We start from the raw sequence: 14,430 nt of genomic DNA, 5'->3' as shown, positions 1-14,430 counted from the left end.
CAATGTATGCAGTTAGAAATGTAACCGAGGATCTGATCTGGGTTGGGGCCAATGACCACCGCCTGGCCCTGTTTGAAAATGTTTATCCCATTCCGCGCGGCGTCAGCTACAACGCTTATGTTCTGCGCGATGAAAAAAATGTACTCTTTGACACAGTGGACTGGTCGGCCTGCCGCCAGCTCTTAGAAAACCTTGAGTTTGTTTTAGACGGCGAATCCCTGGATTACCTTGTCATCAACCATCTTGAGCCTGACCACGCGGCCAGCATTGAGGAAATCCTGATCCGCTACCCGGGAATTAAGATTATCAGCAATGAAAAAGCATTTTTGTTTATGCGCCAGTTCGGCTTTCATGTCGACGACCATGACTGCATTGTCGTAGAGGAGGGCGATACTTTCTCTTTCGGCAAGCACACCGTCACCTTTGTTTTCGCGCCCATGGTGCACTGGCCCGAGGCCATGGTTACCTTTGACGTGACAAACGGCGCCCTTTTCTCCGCCGACGCCTTTGGCACCTTTGGCGCTCTGGACGGCAAGCTTTTTGCTGACGAAGTGAATTTTGACCGTGACTGGCTTGACGACGCCCGCCGCTACCTGACCAATATCGTCGGAAAATATGGCCCCCATGTGCAGCTGCTGCTGGGCAAGGCCGCCGGCATTCTGGACAAGATCAAATTCATCTGTCCGCTCCACGGGCCAGTCTGGCGCGAAAACCTGATGTATTTTATCGAAAAATACGATCTGTGGAGCCGCTACGTGCCGGAGGAAAAGGGTGTGATGATCGCCTACGCGTCGATGTACGGCAATACGGAAAGCGCCGCCCAGTCCCTGGCTGTGCGTCTCTGTGAAAGGGGCATGACCAATGTGGTCATGTATGATGTGTCCTCCACGCATGTGTCCCAGCTCATTTCCGAAAGCTTTAAGTACAGCCACCTGGTTCTGGCCTCTACGACCTACAACCTCGGCATCTACCCGGCCATGCATAACTTCCTCATGGATATGAAGGCCCTGAACGTGCAGAACCGCACCGTGGCCATTGTGGAAAACGGCTCCTGGGCTCCCTGCTCCGGCGATCTGATGCAAGAATTTGTCGAAAATGAACTGAAGGACATGACCGTCATCAATGACCGCCTGTCCATGGCCTCTGCTCTCCATCCCGAAAAAACCAAAGAGCTTGACAGACTTGTGGACGCGATTCTGGAATCCATGGAAACACCTGAAGCATAAGACATTACAAAAAGATCGGCGCAATTTTGCGCCGATCTTTTTGTATCTCCGGTTTTACACCATGGCAACGGCTCTTGCCGGTGCGCCGCCAAAGCCCTGAAGCTTGAGCGGGAAGCAGCAGAAGTAAACCCGTTCGTAATCCATCACTTCATCCGGGAAGTCGATTTCTTCCAGGAGCCATACTTCCTTTGAGAGCAGAACCACATGGGGCTGCGGCCCCTTATCCGGTCCCCATCCGCCAATGCTCAGGCCGTCAATGCCAACGCCCTTTACACCTTTTTCATGCAGCCATTCCGCGCCTTCGCCTGTGAGATAAGGCCATTGGTAATAGTATTCCTTTGTCATGGCTCTCTTCTTGCACCAGCCTGTGTTCATGAGGACAATGTCCCCTTCCTTAATCTTGTCCGCGTAGGGCTTGAGGTGCTCGCTGGTAATGCCTGTATCCGGCGCAATGCCCCGAAGGTCAATGATCAGTGCTTCGCCCTGGAAGCCTTCAATGGGCATTTCATCAATCTTTTTGCCTTCCGGGAAAAAATGGAAGGGCGCGTCCAGATGGGTGGCGGTGTGGGCGTTCATCTTAAAGACTTCCGCCGTAAAGCCGTCCTTGGGGTTAATGGCCTCATAGGTCACCTCTGTGAGCTCATAGGTGGGCCATCCCGGACAATTGTGAAATACCGGCTGTGACATGTCAAACACTTTTTCAAACTTCTGCATCATAAATACCCCCGTATTTAAATATATTTTTGCAATGCTTACACTGCCTGCAAACTCTGGGATTCGCGCTTAAAATTGGGCGCGTACTCGACGGCCAGGCGGATGGCCTCAATCATGCTGACCGGGCTGGCAATGCCCTTGCCCGCGATATCCAGGGCTGTGCCGTGGTCCACCGAGGTTCTGAGGATCGGCATCCCGTTGGTGATGGAGATGGTGCGCTCAAAATCCACCATCTTTGTGGCGATGTGCCCCTGATCGTGATACAGGGAGAGCACCGCGTCGTAGCGGCCGTTTAAGGCCTGGTAAAAGACGGAATCGGCGCCGATGGGGCCCTCGATGTCAATGCCCCTGGCCTTTGCCTCCCGAACCGCGGGGATCACATGGTCTACCTCTTCGGTTCCGAACAGGCCGTGCTCACCGCTGTGGGGGTTTAAGCCCGCCACGGCGATTTTCGGATTATCAACGCCCAGCACCTCCAGCGCTTTCACACAGTCGTCAATAAAAGTGAGCAGGCTGTCCTTTGTCACCAAATCACAGGCCTTTCTCAGCGAGACGTGGCGCGTGAGGAAAAACACCCGCAGGTTCCGGACCTGGAACATGGTCAGCGGGTTCTTTGTCCCTGTCAGCGCGCCCACGATCTCGGTGTGTCCGATATAGGGCACCCCTGCCAGCTTCAGGGACTCCTTGTTGATGGCTGTGGTGGACAGCACGTCCGCCTTATGCTCAAGGCACAGCTCTGTGGCTTTTTTGATATACTCATAGGCCGCCTGTCCGGTCATGGCCTGGATTTCTCCGATTTTAAGGGTGTTCATATCGATGTTGTCAAGGTCGATGAGGTTTAGGACACCGGGCGTATAGTCGCCGTCCTCTGGCTCCTCGATACAGTTAATCCTTAAGTCCACACCGCTTACACGGATGGCGTCCTCCAGCACGTCCTTATCGCCCACGACCACGCAGCGGGCAATCTCCTGTATCATCTTATCGGCCAGAGCACGGACGGTAATCTCCGGTCCGATGCCCGCCGCGTCTCCCATAGGTATTGCAATGATTGGTTTCATACTCTTACTCCTTTTCGGCTAGTTTTATCTGTAAATAGGACATGGCGTTTCGCAGGGTATCCACCCTTCCGGCCAATCCGCCTTTTGTCACAATGGGCAGGCCGCTGTAAGGGCCGCCGATCAGCTCTCCGTACATGGTAAAGGGCTCGATCTCATCCAGCACGCAGATACCCGCGCTTTCCAGGGCTTCGCACACGCCCAGGGTAATGTCCCCGCCGCTGGTATAAAGGGCCTGTATCTCGCGGCTGTGGGCCTCGAGATAAGCGGCGGCCAGCTCGGCGATGGCTGCCCCGATGTGTTCGGACAGGGTCTCGACATTATAGCCGAAGCGCTCGGCAGTTTCCCTTAAGTCCAGCACGTCTTCTTCTCTTTTGGCGGTCATTACGCCCACAAAATCGCTGTGCTGCGCGCACGCGTCCAGAGCGCTGAAGATCCGCTGTTTTTCGGCGGCGCTGCGGTTTTCATCCAGCAGGGCCAGCACATCGGCCTGCACCAGCCCGGTTTTGAAAAAGGCCTCAAAGGCTTCGGCCTGCTGCCTGACAATGGGCACCACGCTGCCGATGACCATGAGCACGCGTTTGCGGGTGCGCTGTTTTTTTCCCGCGTTCAGGCAGGCCAGTGTCAGCGGCCCGGGGTCCACCGTGATAAAGGGACGGCCAAGAGATGTGCCCGCCTGGGCAATGGCGGTGATGTCCTCTCCCGCCACCGCATCAAAGCTGATGATCCGCGTGCCCTGCCGGATAAGCGCTTCCGCTTCTCCTTGGATAGCTCCCGCTCCCCTGGACACGACATCCATACCAACAGTGCCGACCGGGTAGCGGGTTTGTTGTTCCAGAATCGCCCGGACCGATGACAGGGTTACCGGACACTTGGGGTCCTTGCCGACCCCGGTGCGCTCCAGCAGGTTTCCCTCAATTAAAAGGTAGCCCCCGGCCACCAGCTTCTTGACATCCGGATAAGCCGCGCAGACAAGGGCGACAGCTTCGCCGCCGAGGGCGTCCAGCAGCCCGTCGGTTTCGGCACCGATGTTGCCCCTCAAAGTGCTGTCGATCCGCTTTTGATAAAAGCAGCCCGCGGGCAGCAAAAAGGCCTGCGCTGTGCTTTTTACCTTGCTGTAGGCTGCCTCCGGCTCGATGCCCCGGCTGTCTGTGCTGACCGCCACAGCGTCATAGTCTGATAATACCACGGGCCCGACAGCCGCGCCGTGCCGAAAGGTCGCGAAGCGGTAGCCGTTTTTCCTGAGCAAAGCCCCGGTCACATTGGCCCCAGTTAAATCGTCGGCGATGATTACTGCCCTTGTCATCTGCTCTCCCCCTTATGCTTTAATCCATTCGATCTCTGTCTCTAAGAGCCGCGCTTCTGTCTCGGGGTCCAGCCCCGCGTCGGTTATGATCCGGTCGAAGCGGTCAATCCCGCAGATTTTGGCAAAGCTGACCCGGCCAAACTTTGAGCTGTCGGACAGCAGCACCTTTTCTCTGGCACATTCCAGAATCTGCTGCTTCAGCGCCGCCTTTTCCATGGACGGCGAGCTCACGCCCTTTTCCACATCCACAGCGCTGGCGCCCAAAAAGGCGATGTCTGCGTTAATACCCTCAAAAAAGGCTTCGGCGTGCCCGCCGAGACAGACACCCACATCCTTCTGGACATGGCCGCCGGTACAGTGGACATCCACAAGGGGCGCTTCCAGCAGTCTGGCGGCAATGAGGATATCATCAGTCACCACGCTGATCTGCTTCGTGCCGCGGGCCAGCAGCAGGGCCAGCTCCATGTTGGTGGTGCCGGCGTCCAGCACAATGGTCTGTCCGTCCTCCACCAGCTTTTCGGCTTCCCTGGCGATGCGTTTTTTCTCAGCCTGGTAGGCGCTGGCCTTTTTGGCGACAGCGATTTCCTCCACCAGCCCCTCTTTTACCACCGCCCCGCCAAAGGTGCGGGTAATGCGGTCGTTATCCTCCAGGTATTTCAGATCCCTTCGGATGGTTGTGGGTGTGACCTCGAGCTTCTGGGCCAGCGCCTCAACGGTGATGCTGCCGTTTTGTTCAAGGTTTTCGATTATTTTTTCTCTTCTCTCTATTGGAAACATGATTTTCCTCTTTATCCGGTCGCATTGGAACCGGTCATTCTGTTTAAATACGAACATTTATGCTTTCTTTTGTTTATAATATCGTGTTTACAGGGTTTTGTCAACAAAAAAGAACATATTCAATCGTATTTAAGCATTTTCGAACACATTTAAGCGTAAAATAAAAGGCGGGCAACCAGCTTTTCACTGATCGTCCGTCTATCACACAAACTCAGCGATCACGATCTCGTTTCCGTCAATATCACTTAAGCGAACCTCATAGGTTCCCCAATCATATCGGACGGCATCAGACAGTGAAAGCCCTTTTTTCTTCAAGCTTTTTATTGTTAAATCAAGGGTTTCTGTTTGAAATACAAAGGATTGACGCCCGGTCGGCTCTACGCCGCATTTTTTGCAGTCCCATATGCAAAGAGTGGGCGCGTTTTCGATAAAACCGAGATAAACCCCGTTTGAATTGTCATCATCGGTTTTAATAAAAGGTATTTCCAGCATTTGTGCATAAAATGCAATCAGTTCTTTTGCCTGCTCAGAAAAAATATTTGTGCAGTAGTATCCTGTGATCATGTTCTCACCTCCTAATCGTTATTTTTCATACAATCACCAAAAACAAGCTGGCCCGGAACAGGTTACTGTCCTGCCCACATTCTATCATAAACCGCTGATTTCGTCTATTCTGTTACGCCCGCTATCGTCCCGGAATCAAGGCGCTGAACGGAAAAACGGCATAGCCAAAACTGGCTACGCCGTATGCTGTGACAATACCGCTTTATTGGGAGCATGTCCTTTTGGCATATCGTCTTTTTCGTCAGGATTCTTATTGCTGAACCTGGCTTCTGTCCGCTTTATAAGCTTCGCAGATCAGGTAAACGCCGTAAAAACACAGGGCTATTGCTGAAAACATACACATCCCTCCTTTTCGGCTTTAAAACACCGCTGCGCCCGCGGAGCTGCCGGATCACTCGTCCTCCGGATCACCGGGTCTGCCAAAGCCGCCAAAGGGCCCAAAGCCCGGGCCGCCCTGCCCAAAATGATTTCCAAAGGAGCGGCCGCCCATCCGCATGCTCATGAGCCGCTCAAACTGGTCCTTTCCCATGCGTTCACAGGCCCCGCGCATCCATTCTCTGGCGCCGTCGTCCATGCCGTCTCCGCACTTTTGCTCAAAGGCTGCGATCATCCTGTCCAGGTATGCGTTAAACTGGTCCCGCTCCTCAGGCGTCAGGCAGTCAAAAAGTCCTGCGTCGTCTGCTCCGCTGTTTTCATCCTGAGCTTGCTTTCCCTGCTCGGTCAGGTGGACAAGCATGACCCTGCGGTCTGTCTCTGAGGGCATGCGGGTCACGTAGCCCTTCTTTTCCAGCTTGTTTAAAAGCTCGTTGAGGGATTGCTGCCGTATGCCAAGCAGATAGGCCAGATCCTTACTGCTGATCTCAGGCTGTATCTTAAGCATGGCCAGCACTCTGCCCTGTCCCCGTGTCGGATCGCCTACCGGGCCGTTTTTGACATGATTTCTCAGGTGGCTGCGCTGCATAAGCCACTGGAGTCTTGACAGCTTCTCATATAATTCCATATCTTTTTCGTCCATTTTGTTACCTCCTTTAATTTATAACAGGTACCTTATGCTTTATATTATACAGGTACCTGTTGCACGTGTCAAGGATTTTGTACAGGTACCTTAAATAAATTAAAGGCATAAAAAAGACGGCTGCTCTTGACAGCCGTCCTATGCGTATCTTATTCTGCCCTGATGGCTTTCATTTCCTCCAGCACCTCGTCGAATTCTGCTTCTGCTGTTTCATCATGCTTAGAGAAAGCATTGACGATGAGGATGGTCATCACATTTAAGAAAAATCCTGGCACGATCTCGTACAGGGTATTGCTGAGGCCGGTCTGCTTCCAGATAATAACGGTGAGGGTTCCGACAATCATACCCGACAGGGCCGCTTTCCAGCTTGTTTTTCTGGAGTACAGGCCAAAGAGCACCAGCGGGCCAAAGGCCGCGCCAAAACCGCCCCAGGCGTAGGAGACCAGCCCCATAACCGTGGAGTTTGGCACCAGCGCCATGAACAGGGCAATGACTGCGATGATGATAACCGACAGGCGGCCAAGATTCACGCTCTGTTTTTCCGTCAGCTCCTTTTTAAAGAAAATGCGGGCCAGATCCTCGGTGAGGGCTGAGGAGGAAACCAGCAGCTGCGAATCGATGGTGGACATAATCGCCGCCATGATCGCCGCCAGGAAAATCCCCCCGATCCACGGCGGGAAGAACTTGCGGATCATGAGCATAAACACGGTTTCCTGGGCGCCGTCTGTGAGGCCCGGAAACAGCGGAATGGACAACAGCGCCACAAAAATCGCGCCGGTCAGGGCAATGATGACCCAGATAATGGCAATGGTCATGGATTTTGGCAGCTCCTTGATGCTCTTGATCCCCATAAAGCGGACCAGGATATGGGGCTGCCCAAAGTAACCAAGGCCCCAGGAGGCCGCTGAGATAATAGCCATGACCGAGATACCCCCGCCCAGCAGGTTCATGCTCAGTCCCTGGGCCGCCATGGCGTCCAGGGTAGGCTGCATGCCGCCCAGGTGGCTCATGGCCAGAATGGGCACCACTACAATGGCGATAATCATCAGAATCCCCTGGATCAGGTCGGTCCAACATACGGCCAAAAACCCGCCGAGGAAGGTGTAAGCCACAATGACCAGGGCGCCGATGAGCACCGCGGTGGTGTAGTCAATGCCGAACATCATCTGAAACAGCTTGCCGGAGGCCACCATACCGGAGGATGAATAAATGGTAAAAAAGATTAAAATGATCAGTGCAGAAATCACACGAATCGCTCCGGTTGGGTCTTTAAACCGTCTTTCAAAAAAGGTGGACAGGGTCAGGGAATCGGTTTTTTCTGTGTAGGTGCGCAGGCGCGCGGCCACAAATTTCCAGTTTAAAATGGTTCCCACACACAGGCCGATGCCGATCCACACCTCTGGCATACCGCCCAGGTAAATGGCGCCTGGCAATCCCATCAGCAGCCAGCCGCTCATGTCGCTGGCCTGCGCAGAAAAGGCTGTAACCCAGCTGCCCAGACCGCGGTCTCCCAAAAGGAACCCCTCAATACTCGAGGTCTTTTTGTAGAAATAGAGTCCTATGCCAACCAGCATGATGAGATAGATCACAAAAATAATAAACTCAGGATTTAATATCGTACTCATAACTCCTCGCTTCCTTAAAAAAATATTAATGTACTTATTTTATTAGAAAACTTGATTAAAGTAAAGCAGTTTTGCATATTCTTTCACGTTTATGCATAATTTCTCAAAAATAAAAGCCGGAGAAGCTCACTTTTCTCCGGCTTTTAAAAGGATCAGCCAATACCGCCGTAGACCAGACCGAGGATAAATACCACCACAGCCAGCGGCACGTAAACATATTTGGCAAGGGGGCCGAAATAAGCGCCCAGGGGCTTTTCTCTCCCCAGCTCCAGTTCTTTCTGAATGTCTTTGTAGCCCAGGATATAGTAGATGGACACCGCGCCCAGCACTGCGCCGAAAGGCACGACAATGATGGTGATGAAATCCATCCAGGAGCCGACATTCGGCTCTGCCTCAAGGAAAATACCCACGAGCAGCGCCACCCCCGCGCACAGGGCAACTGCGGCCTTGCGCGGCAGCTTAAAACGGGTCTGGAGCGATTCGCTCACAGCTTCAAACATATTGATGAGGCTGGTAATGCCCGCAAAAGCCACCGACAGGAAGAACACCGCTGCAAAGAGCTGGCCGAAAGGCATCTGCTTAAAGATGTTGGGCAGCGTGATAAAGATCAGCGGCGGGCCCGCGTTGGGCTCAATGCCAAAGGCAAAAACAGCCGGCATAATGGCCAGGGCTGCCAGCATGGCCGCCAGAGTATCGAACATAGCCGTGCGCATGGAGGCCTTGGGGATATCTTCGGATTTGTTCAGGTAAGTGCCGTAGACGATCATGCCCGAACCTGTAATGGACAGCGAAAAAAACGCCTGGCCCATGGCCATGACCCAGGTGTCCACCTTCAGCAGGTCGCTCCACTCCGGCATAAACAGAAACTTGTAGCCTTCGACCGCACCGGGCAGAAAGGCCACACGGATGGCCAGAATGGCAAAGAGAATGAAGAAGGACGACATTAAAATCTTGTTGATCTTCTCGATCCCCTTTGTAGCGCCGAACATAAGAATGCCCGCCGCAATGACAATGACCAGCACATGCCAGGGCACACTGCCGAAATTGCCTGTTGCCTGACCAAAATAAGCCGCCGCGTCCGTATTCAGGATCGCGCCAGTGACGGATCCGGCCAGAGCGCGGATGATCCAACCCACGATAATGGCGTAACCGATGGCAATCCCAAGAGACCCCAGCAGCGGAATCCAGCCCAGAATGTACCCCAGCTTTCCTTTCCCGATTTTATTAAAGCAGTACTCATAGGCTCCCAGGGTTCCGGTTTTGGCGCGCCGGCCGATGGCGAACTCTGCGGAGAGGCCCACCAGGCCGAAAATAACAATAAATAAAATATAAGGCACTAAAAACGCGCCGCCCCCGTACTGCCCTACCCGGTAGGGAAACATCCAGATATTGCCGAGTCCCACTGCGGAGCCGACGCAGGCCAGCACAAACCCCAGGCTGTTGGTAAAACCGCCGTTCTGATGGGTATGCCTGCTCTCAGGACTCTGATTTTCGTTTTTTTCCATAATTCCTCCTTTAACTTCCAATTTATTTATCTTACCATAATCCTTCCATTCTGCCAATGGTCAGTTTTACGAACATGAAAAAGAGATCGGCACAATTTTGCGCCGATCTCTGTTCGTACTTTTATTTGTTGGGAAGGCGTTTTTCCAGTGCTTCGGTCAGCTCTTCATAGCCTGGCTTGTGGAGCAGGGCAAACATGTTTTTCTTATAGGCTTCGACCCCTGGCTGGTTAAAGGGATTAACGCCCAGGAGGTAGCCGCCGAGGCCGCAGGCCTTTTCAAAGAAGTAAACCAGCTTGCCAATGTGGAAAGCGTCCAGCCTGGACAGGTAGATGACGCCGTTTGGCACATCGCCGTCCACATGCGCCAGCAGCGTTCCTAAAAACGCCTTTTCGTTGACATCCTGCATGGTGCGGTTTTCGAGGTAGTTCAGGCCGTCCAGGTCTGCCTCCTCATGCTTAACCGTCATATCGCCGTCCAGCTCGTCCACTGCCAGAATGGTTTCAAAAATATTCTTGTGGCCGTCCTGGATAATCTGTCCCACAGAGTGCAGGTCGGTTGAGAAATGGACCGACGCCGGGAACAGGCCCTTGCCGTCCTTGCCGTCGCTCTCGCCGTAAAGCTGTTTCCACCACTCGGAGAAGTAGCGCAGAGAGGGCTCGTAATCCACCAGAATCTCGATGGCCTTGCCACGGTTGTACAGGCAGCTTCTGTAAAGGGTATACTGGTAGCAGGCGTTGTCGGCAACAGAATCCACGCCGTATTCCTCATAGCCGGATTTGGCCCCGTCCATGAAAGCGTCGATATCAATCCCTGCGACGGCGATGGGCAAAAGGCCCACAGCGCTGTAAACCGAGTAACGGCCGCCCACATCGTCCGGGATCACAAAGGTTTCATAGCCTTCCTGATCAGCTAAGAACTTCAGGGCGCCCCGCTCCTTGTCGGTGGTGGCAAAAATACGGTCCTTGGCGCCGTCCTTTCCGTATTTCTTTTCCAGCATTTCCTTGAAAAAGCGGAAGGCGATGGCCGGCTCGGTGGTCGTGCCGGATTTGGAGATCACATTGACGCAGATGTCCTGATCCTTGACCAGGTCGATGAGGTCTTTCATATATTTGCCGCTGATATTTTCGCCGGCAAAATAAATTTTAGGCGCTTTTCGGTCGGTTTCTTCATTGAAGAAGGTGCTGGTAAGCGCGGTGATTACCGCCTTAGAGCCAAGGTAAGAGCCGCCGATACCGATGACGATAAACGCGTCGCAGGAGCCCTTGATTTTTTCCGCAGCCGCCTTGATCCGGGCGTACTCTTCCTTATCATAAGCCACCGGGTAATCATACCAGCCTAGGAAATCGCTGCCGGCGCCTGTTTTTTCCTTCAGCATTTTGTCTGCCAGGCTGATCTGTGCCGCCTTGTTGTCAAATTCTTCCTGAGACAGTCCTGCATAGGAATAATCGAATCGAATACTCATATTTTATCCTCCTGATAAATAATTAATTTAACATTGGTTTTCACTATTTGTGCCGTTACCTTATAATTGTAATATAAGTGGCGAAAAGATCAAGCAAAATCACCGAATTTACAATTATTTATTTTAGCACAAGATAGTAATCGTTTTACATGCCTATTATAGCATAAATTTCACCGGATTTAAAAGCCTTTCTTTAAAAAATATACCCGCCGGGCTGTTTTTTATTGACCGCCCGGCGGGTATATTGGTATTACCTTAATTTTTTAACCGGTGCACCGCCTGGGAATCACATACTGTTTGTCCTGATAGGCCGCGAATTCGACGCGGACGTCGAAAATATGCTCCAGGCTTTCTGTGTTCAGTATTTCGTCGGGGTGCCCGGCGGCGTGAATGTTTCCATCCTTCATGAGTACCACCTGGTCGGCAAAGGTGACCGCGGTGTTGACGTCGTGGATCACCGCCATAATCGTCATGCCCTTATCCTGGCAGAGCCCTCTTACAATCTCCATGGTTTCCAGCTGGTAGCGCAGGTCCAGGTTGCTGGTGGGCTCGTCCAGAAGCATGACCACCGGCTCTTGGGCCAGGGCGCGGGCGATAAAAACCCGCTGCCGTTCGCCGCCGCTCAGCTGGTTTAAAAGCTTGGTGCTGTAGCCGCTGAGCGACATCTTCTCAAGAACCGAGCGGACAATCTCATAATCGGCGTCCTTCATCCTGCCCTTCATATGGGGCACACGCCCGGACAGCACCATCTCAAAAACATTCAGGCCGCTGTCCTCCACCTCAGTGCTCTGGGGTACATAGCCGATGCGCCTGGATTTTTCCTTTTGCGGCAGACCGAGAAGATCGGTAGTATCCAGGTAAATCTCGCCCTTTTCAGGCTTTAATATCCCGTTGACGCACTTGATCAGTGTGCTTTTGCCCGCTCCGTTCGCCCCCAGCAGCACGCACAGCTTTCCCGGCGCCACCTCGATGTTAACGCCTTTTAAAATAGGAGTTTTTCGATAGCCAAAGCTTAAATTTTTGATTGTGATTTTCATCAGACCAACCGCTCTTTCTGTTCTTTTACAATTAAGTAGATAAACACCGGCACCCCAATAAAGGAGACCACAATGCCCACCGGGATGATCACCGGCGAAACCACCACCCGGCCCACGGTATCCGCCGCGATAAGCAGAATGGCGCCGGAGAGGGCAGTGAGCGGGATGAGCGCGCGGTAGTCGCCGCCGATTAGAAGCCTGGCGATATGCGGGGCCACCAGCCCCACAAAGCCGATCACCCCTGTAAAGCTGACGATGGCCGATGAGATGAGCGTGACCGCAATGCCCGAAAACAGCCGCAGCCGCATGACATTCACGCCCAGCGCCACCGCACTTTCGTCCCCGGTGGACAAGAGGTTGTAATGCCAGGCAAAACGGACGATAAACGGAAAAATCAAAAGCAGAATCACCGAGACCACGATAATCTGCTCCCAGGTGATCTCCGAAAGGCTGCCAAAGGTCCAGTGGACAATGGCGGACAGCTGCTGCTCGTTGGCCACATACTGCATGCTGGCGTTCAGGGCTGAAAAGAAATAGTTGAGGGCAATGCCGATCAGGATGATCGTGGTCTTGCCCATGCCCTTGGCCGAGGCGATGCCGTACACCATGGCGGCACAGATAAAGGCGAACACAAAGGCCATCACGACAGTGCCTACCTGATTGCTGCCAAAGGGCATAAACCCGAAAATAATGGCCAGTGAAGCCCCAAAGGCCGCGGCGTTCGAGAGCCCGGTGGTAAAGGGGCTCGCCATCTTATTGCCCGTGATGGCCTGCATGACCAGCCCGCTGATGCCCAGGCCGATACCGGAAACCAGCGCCATGGTAATGCGCGGCAGGCGCAGCTGCATGAGCACTGTGAGCTCGGTCTGGTTCAGAGCCGTCGCACCCATAAAATGGCCGCCGGGCAGCAGGGTCGCGAATACCCGCCCTACAGTCACGTTGGCGACGCCGACAAAGCAGCTGGAAAAAGCAGCAATGATCAAAAGGATCACTGCTGCCAGCATCAGCGCCGCTCTTTTTTTATGATAGGCCTTTAATGACTGCTGCTTTTCCATCGCTATTGGTGCTTAACCTGGAAAACATGCCCTTCTACCGGATCGACCCCCTGAATTTCCATCCATTCGTCAAAGATGGCGTCAGGGTCAACATCCTTCATCTGTTCAGGGTATAACCATTTCGCGGTATAAACCGTCCCGATCATTTTGCCCAGTCCGCCGGCGCAGAAGCCAGTGGTCACATAGAAGTTGTCATTCTGGACCGCCTTTAAATCGGACCAGCCTGCACGGCTCAGCATTTCGCTGGAGATGGTGCTGTAGTCCTCCGCTGTCGGCGGCGTGTAGACGCCGGTATTCTTGAGCGCCGGGCCAGAGGAGGTTTTGATGATGAGGTCCGGGTCCTCCATCAGAATCTTTTCCGGGTCAATGGTCTTGCCGGTAATGGTGGGGTCGCCAAAAATATTCACAGCCCCGGCATTTAAAAGCATGCTGTTCCAGCCGTCATTGCTGGTCCCTGGTATACAGGTGGTATTCGGGTCGCCGTATTCCCAGTACACCTTTTTAGTGCCTTTGACGTCCTTAATTTTTTCGGCCACCATGTCCATGTTATCCTGGTAAAATTTGGTGAGCTTTTCGGCTTCCTTTTCCTTGCCGAACAGCTTGCCTAAAATCTCAATTTCCTTGGGCAGCTCAGCGTTGTTATAGCCAGATACCACCACCACCTGAATGCCGAAGGGCTCCAGTTTTTTGATGTCTTCCTCCCAGGTTCCGTTGTCCGGAGTAATGAGCACCTGAGCGCCCAGCTCGGCGATCTTTTCATAGTTCAGCTCGCTCTGGCCCTTGCCGATGACATTATCCGGGTCGAACTGGCCCCAGTACACACGGTCCTGAGCGGTGTTCTTATCCACAGCCACCACCTTGTCGATGGCGCCAATCCCTCGGATCAGCTCCGAATTGTAGCGGTTGGCCACCACCACCTTTTCAAGGGGCTGGGGAATGGTTACCTCACGGCCCGTATCGTCCACGACGGTAATGCTCTCCGCCTTTGCTGAATCCCCGCTCTGGCTGCAGCCGGCAAATACCGGAACCAGCAGAAGCAGCGCGCACACAAGCGCAATGATTTTCTTTCTCATTTTTCCCTCCATTAAA

13 protein-coding genes are annotated in these 14,430 nt (G+C 53.3%); 1 reads left to right on the top strand and 12 read right to left on the bottom strand.

Features of this window, described 5'->3' with window-relative positions:
• Positions 1 to 2 precede the first annotated feature (2 nt).
• Positions 3 to 1,226: an FprA family A-type flavoprotein gene (locus DW091_RS07125; protein ID WP_058695040.1), complete on the top strand. Its 1,224-nt coding sequence runs from the start codon at positions 3 to 5 to the stop codon at positions 1,224 to 1,226.
• 54 nt (positions 1,227 to 1,280) lie between these two features.
• Here DW091_RS07125 and DW091_RS07120 read toward each other — a convergent pair whose 3' ends face one another.
• From DW091_RS07120 to DW091_RS07065, 12 genes are all read right to left on the bottom strand, one after another.
• The gene (locus DW091_RS07120; protein ID WP_118517785.1) at positions 1,281 to 1,943 is read right to left on the bottom strand and encodes a cyclase family protein; all 663 of its coding nucleotides are present in this window, start codon (positions 1,941 to 1,943) and stop codon (positions 1,281 to 1,283) included.
• 35 nt (positions 1,944 to 1,978) lie between these two features.
• Positions 1,979 to 2,998 carry a 4-hydroxythreonine-4-phosphate dehydrogenase PdxA gene (pdxA, locus tag DW091_RS07115; RefSeq protein ID WP_058695042.1) on the bottom strand — a complete coding sequence of 340 codons (1,020 nt, stop codon included), beginning with the start codon at positions 2,996 to 2,998 and terminating at the stop codon, positions 1,979 to 1,981.
• A gap of 4 nt (positions 2,999 to 3,002) precedes the next feature.
• Entirely contained in the window at positions 3,003 to 4,301 is a 1,299-nt protein-coding gene (locus DW091_RS07110; RefSeq protein WP_118517784.1) for a four-carbon acid sugar kinase family protein, read from the bottom strand.
• 12 nt (positions 4,302 to 4,313) lie between these two features.
• Entirely contained in the window at positions 4,314 to 5,078 is a 765-nt protein-coding gene (locus DW091_RS07105) for a DeoR/GlpR family DNA-binding transcription regulator (RefSeq protein ID WP_058695044.1), read from the bottom strand.
• Positions 5,079 to 5,279: 201 nt separating this feature from the next.
• Positions 5,280 to 5,642: a glyoxalase/bleomycin resistance/dioxygenase family protein gene (locus tag DW091_RS07100; RefSeq protein WP_118517783.1), complete on the bottom strand. Its 363-nt coding sequence runs from the start codon at positions 5,640 to 5,642 to the stop codon at positions 5,280 to 5,282.
• Positions 5,643 to 6,033: 391 nt separating this feature from the next.
• Positions 6,034 to 6,657 carry a MarR family transcriptional regulator gene (locus tag DW091_RS07095; RefSeq protein WP_118517782.1) on the bottom strand — a complete coding sequence of 208 codons (624 nt, stop codon included), beginning with the start codon at positions 6,655 to 6,657 and terminating at the stop codon, positions 6,034 to 6,036.
• Positions 6,658 to 6,806: 149 nt separating this feature from the next.
• Complete coding sequence (putP, locus tag DW091_RS07090; protein WP_058695047.1) at positions 6,807 to 8,282, bottom strand: sodium/proline symporter PutP; 1,476 nt, start codon at positions 8,280 to 8,282, stop codon at positions 6,807 to 6,809.
• A 152-nt stretch (positions 8,283 to 8,434) separates the two neighbouring features.
• A complete protein-coding gene (locus tag DW091_RS07085) occupies positions 8,435 to 9,787 on the bottom strand; it encodes a sodium-dependent transporter (RefSeq protein WP_118517781.1) in 1,353 nt (450 codons plus the stop codon).
• 121 nt (positions 9,788 to 9,908) lie between these two features.
• Positions 9,909 to 11,249: a glucose-6-phosphate isomerase gene (locus tag DW091_RS07080; protein ID WP_118517780.1), complete on the bottom strand. Its 1,341-nt coding sequence runs from the start codon at positions 11,247 to 11,249 to the stop codon at positions 9,909 to 9,911.
• Between the two features lie 263 nt (positions 11,250 to 11,512).
• The gene (locus DW091_RS07075) at positions 11,513 to 12,286 is read right to left on the bottom strand and encodes an ABC transporter ATP-binding protein (RefSeq protein ID WP_118517779.1); all 774 of its coding nucleotides are present in this window, start codon (positions 12,284 to 12,286) and stop codon (positions 11,513 to 11,515) included.
• Positions 12,286 to 13,341 (bottom strand): iron ABC transporter permease, encoded by a 1,056-nt coding sequence (locus DW091_RS07070; protein WP_118517778.1) that lies wholly within the window; start codon positions 13,339 to 13,341, stop codon positions 12,286 to 12,288. Before DW091_RS07070 ends, DW091_RS07075 begins: the two co-directional genes overlap by 1 nt.
• A 2-nt stretch (positions 13,342 to 13,343) precedes the next feature.
• Positions 13,344 to 14,414 (bottom strand): ABC transporter substrate-binding protein, encoded by a 1,071-nt coding sequence (locus tag DW091_RS07065; protein WP_224168757.1) that lies wholly within the window; start codon positions 14,412 to 14,414, stop codon positions 13,344 to 13,346.
• Positions 14,415 to 14,430 lie beyond the last annotated feature (16 nt).

Source organism: Eubacterium sp. AM05-23 (assembly GCF_003477535.1).
GTDB lineage: Bacteria > Bacillota > Clostridia > Eubacteriales > Eubacteriaceae > Eubacterium > Eubacterium maltosivorans.
The sequence above is the reverse complement of the archived record's forward strand: the minus strand, read 5'-3'. Positions and strand labels throughout refer to the sequence as shown.

Excerpts from the sequence above, each read along its gene's own strand:
- DW091_RS07125 (WP_058695040.1), top strand. The coding sequence starts at position 3 with ATGTATGCAGTTAGAAATGTAACCGAGGATCTGATCTGGGTTGGGGCC.
- DW091_RS07120 (WP_118517785.1), bottom strand. The coding sequence starts at position 1,943 with ATGATGCAGAAGTTTGAAAAAGTGTTTGACATGTCACAGCCGGTATTT.
- pdxA (WP_058695042.1), bottom strand. The coding sequence starts at position 2,998 with ATGAAACCAATCATTGCAATACCTATGGGAGACGCGGCGGGCATCGGA.
- DW091_RS07110 (WP_118517784.1), bottom strand. The coding sequence starts at position 4,301 with ATGACAAGGGCAGTAATCATCGCCGACGATTTAACTGGGGCCAATGTG.
- DW091_RS07105 (WP_058695044.1), bottom strand. The coding sequence starts at position 5,078 with ATGTTTCCAATAGAGAGAAGAGAAAAAATAATCGAAAACCTTGAACAA.
- DW091_RS07100 (WP_118517783.1), bottom strand. The coding sequence starts at position 5,642 with ATGATCACAGGATACTACTGCACAAATATTTTTTCTGAGCAGGCAAAA.
- DW091_RS07095 (WP_118517782.1), bottom strand. The coding sequence starts at position 6,657 with ATGGACGAAAAAGATATGGAATTATATGAGAAGCTGTCAAGACTCCAG.
- putP (WP_058695047.1), bottom strand. The coding sequence starts at position 8,282 with ATGAGTACGATATTAAATCCTGAGTTTATTATTTTTGTGATCTATCTC.
- DW091_RS07085 (WP_118517781.1), bottom strand. The coding sequence starts at position 9,787 with ATGGAAAAAAACGAAAATCAGAGTCCTGAGAGCAGGCATACCCATCAG.
- DW091_RS07080 (WP_118517780.1), bottom strand. The coding sequence starts at position 11,249 with ATGAGTATTCGATTCGATTATTCCTATGCAGGACTGTCTCAGGAAGAA.
- DW091_RS07075 (WP_118517779.1), bottom strand. The coding sequence starts at position 12,286 with ATGAAAATCACAATCAAAAATTTAAGCTTTGGCTATCGAAAAACTCCT.
- DW091_RS07070 (WP_118517778.1), bottom strand. The coding sequence starts at position 13,341 with ATGGAAAAGCAGCAGTCATTAAAGGCCTATCATAAAAAAAGAGCGGCG.
- DW091_RS07065 (WP_224168757.1), bottom strand. The coding sequence starts at position 14,414 with ATGAGAAAGAAAATCATTGCGCTTGTGTGCGCGCTGCTTCTGCTGGTT.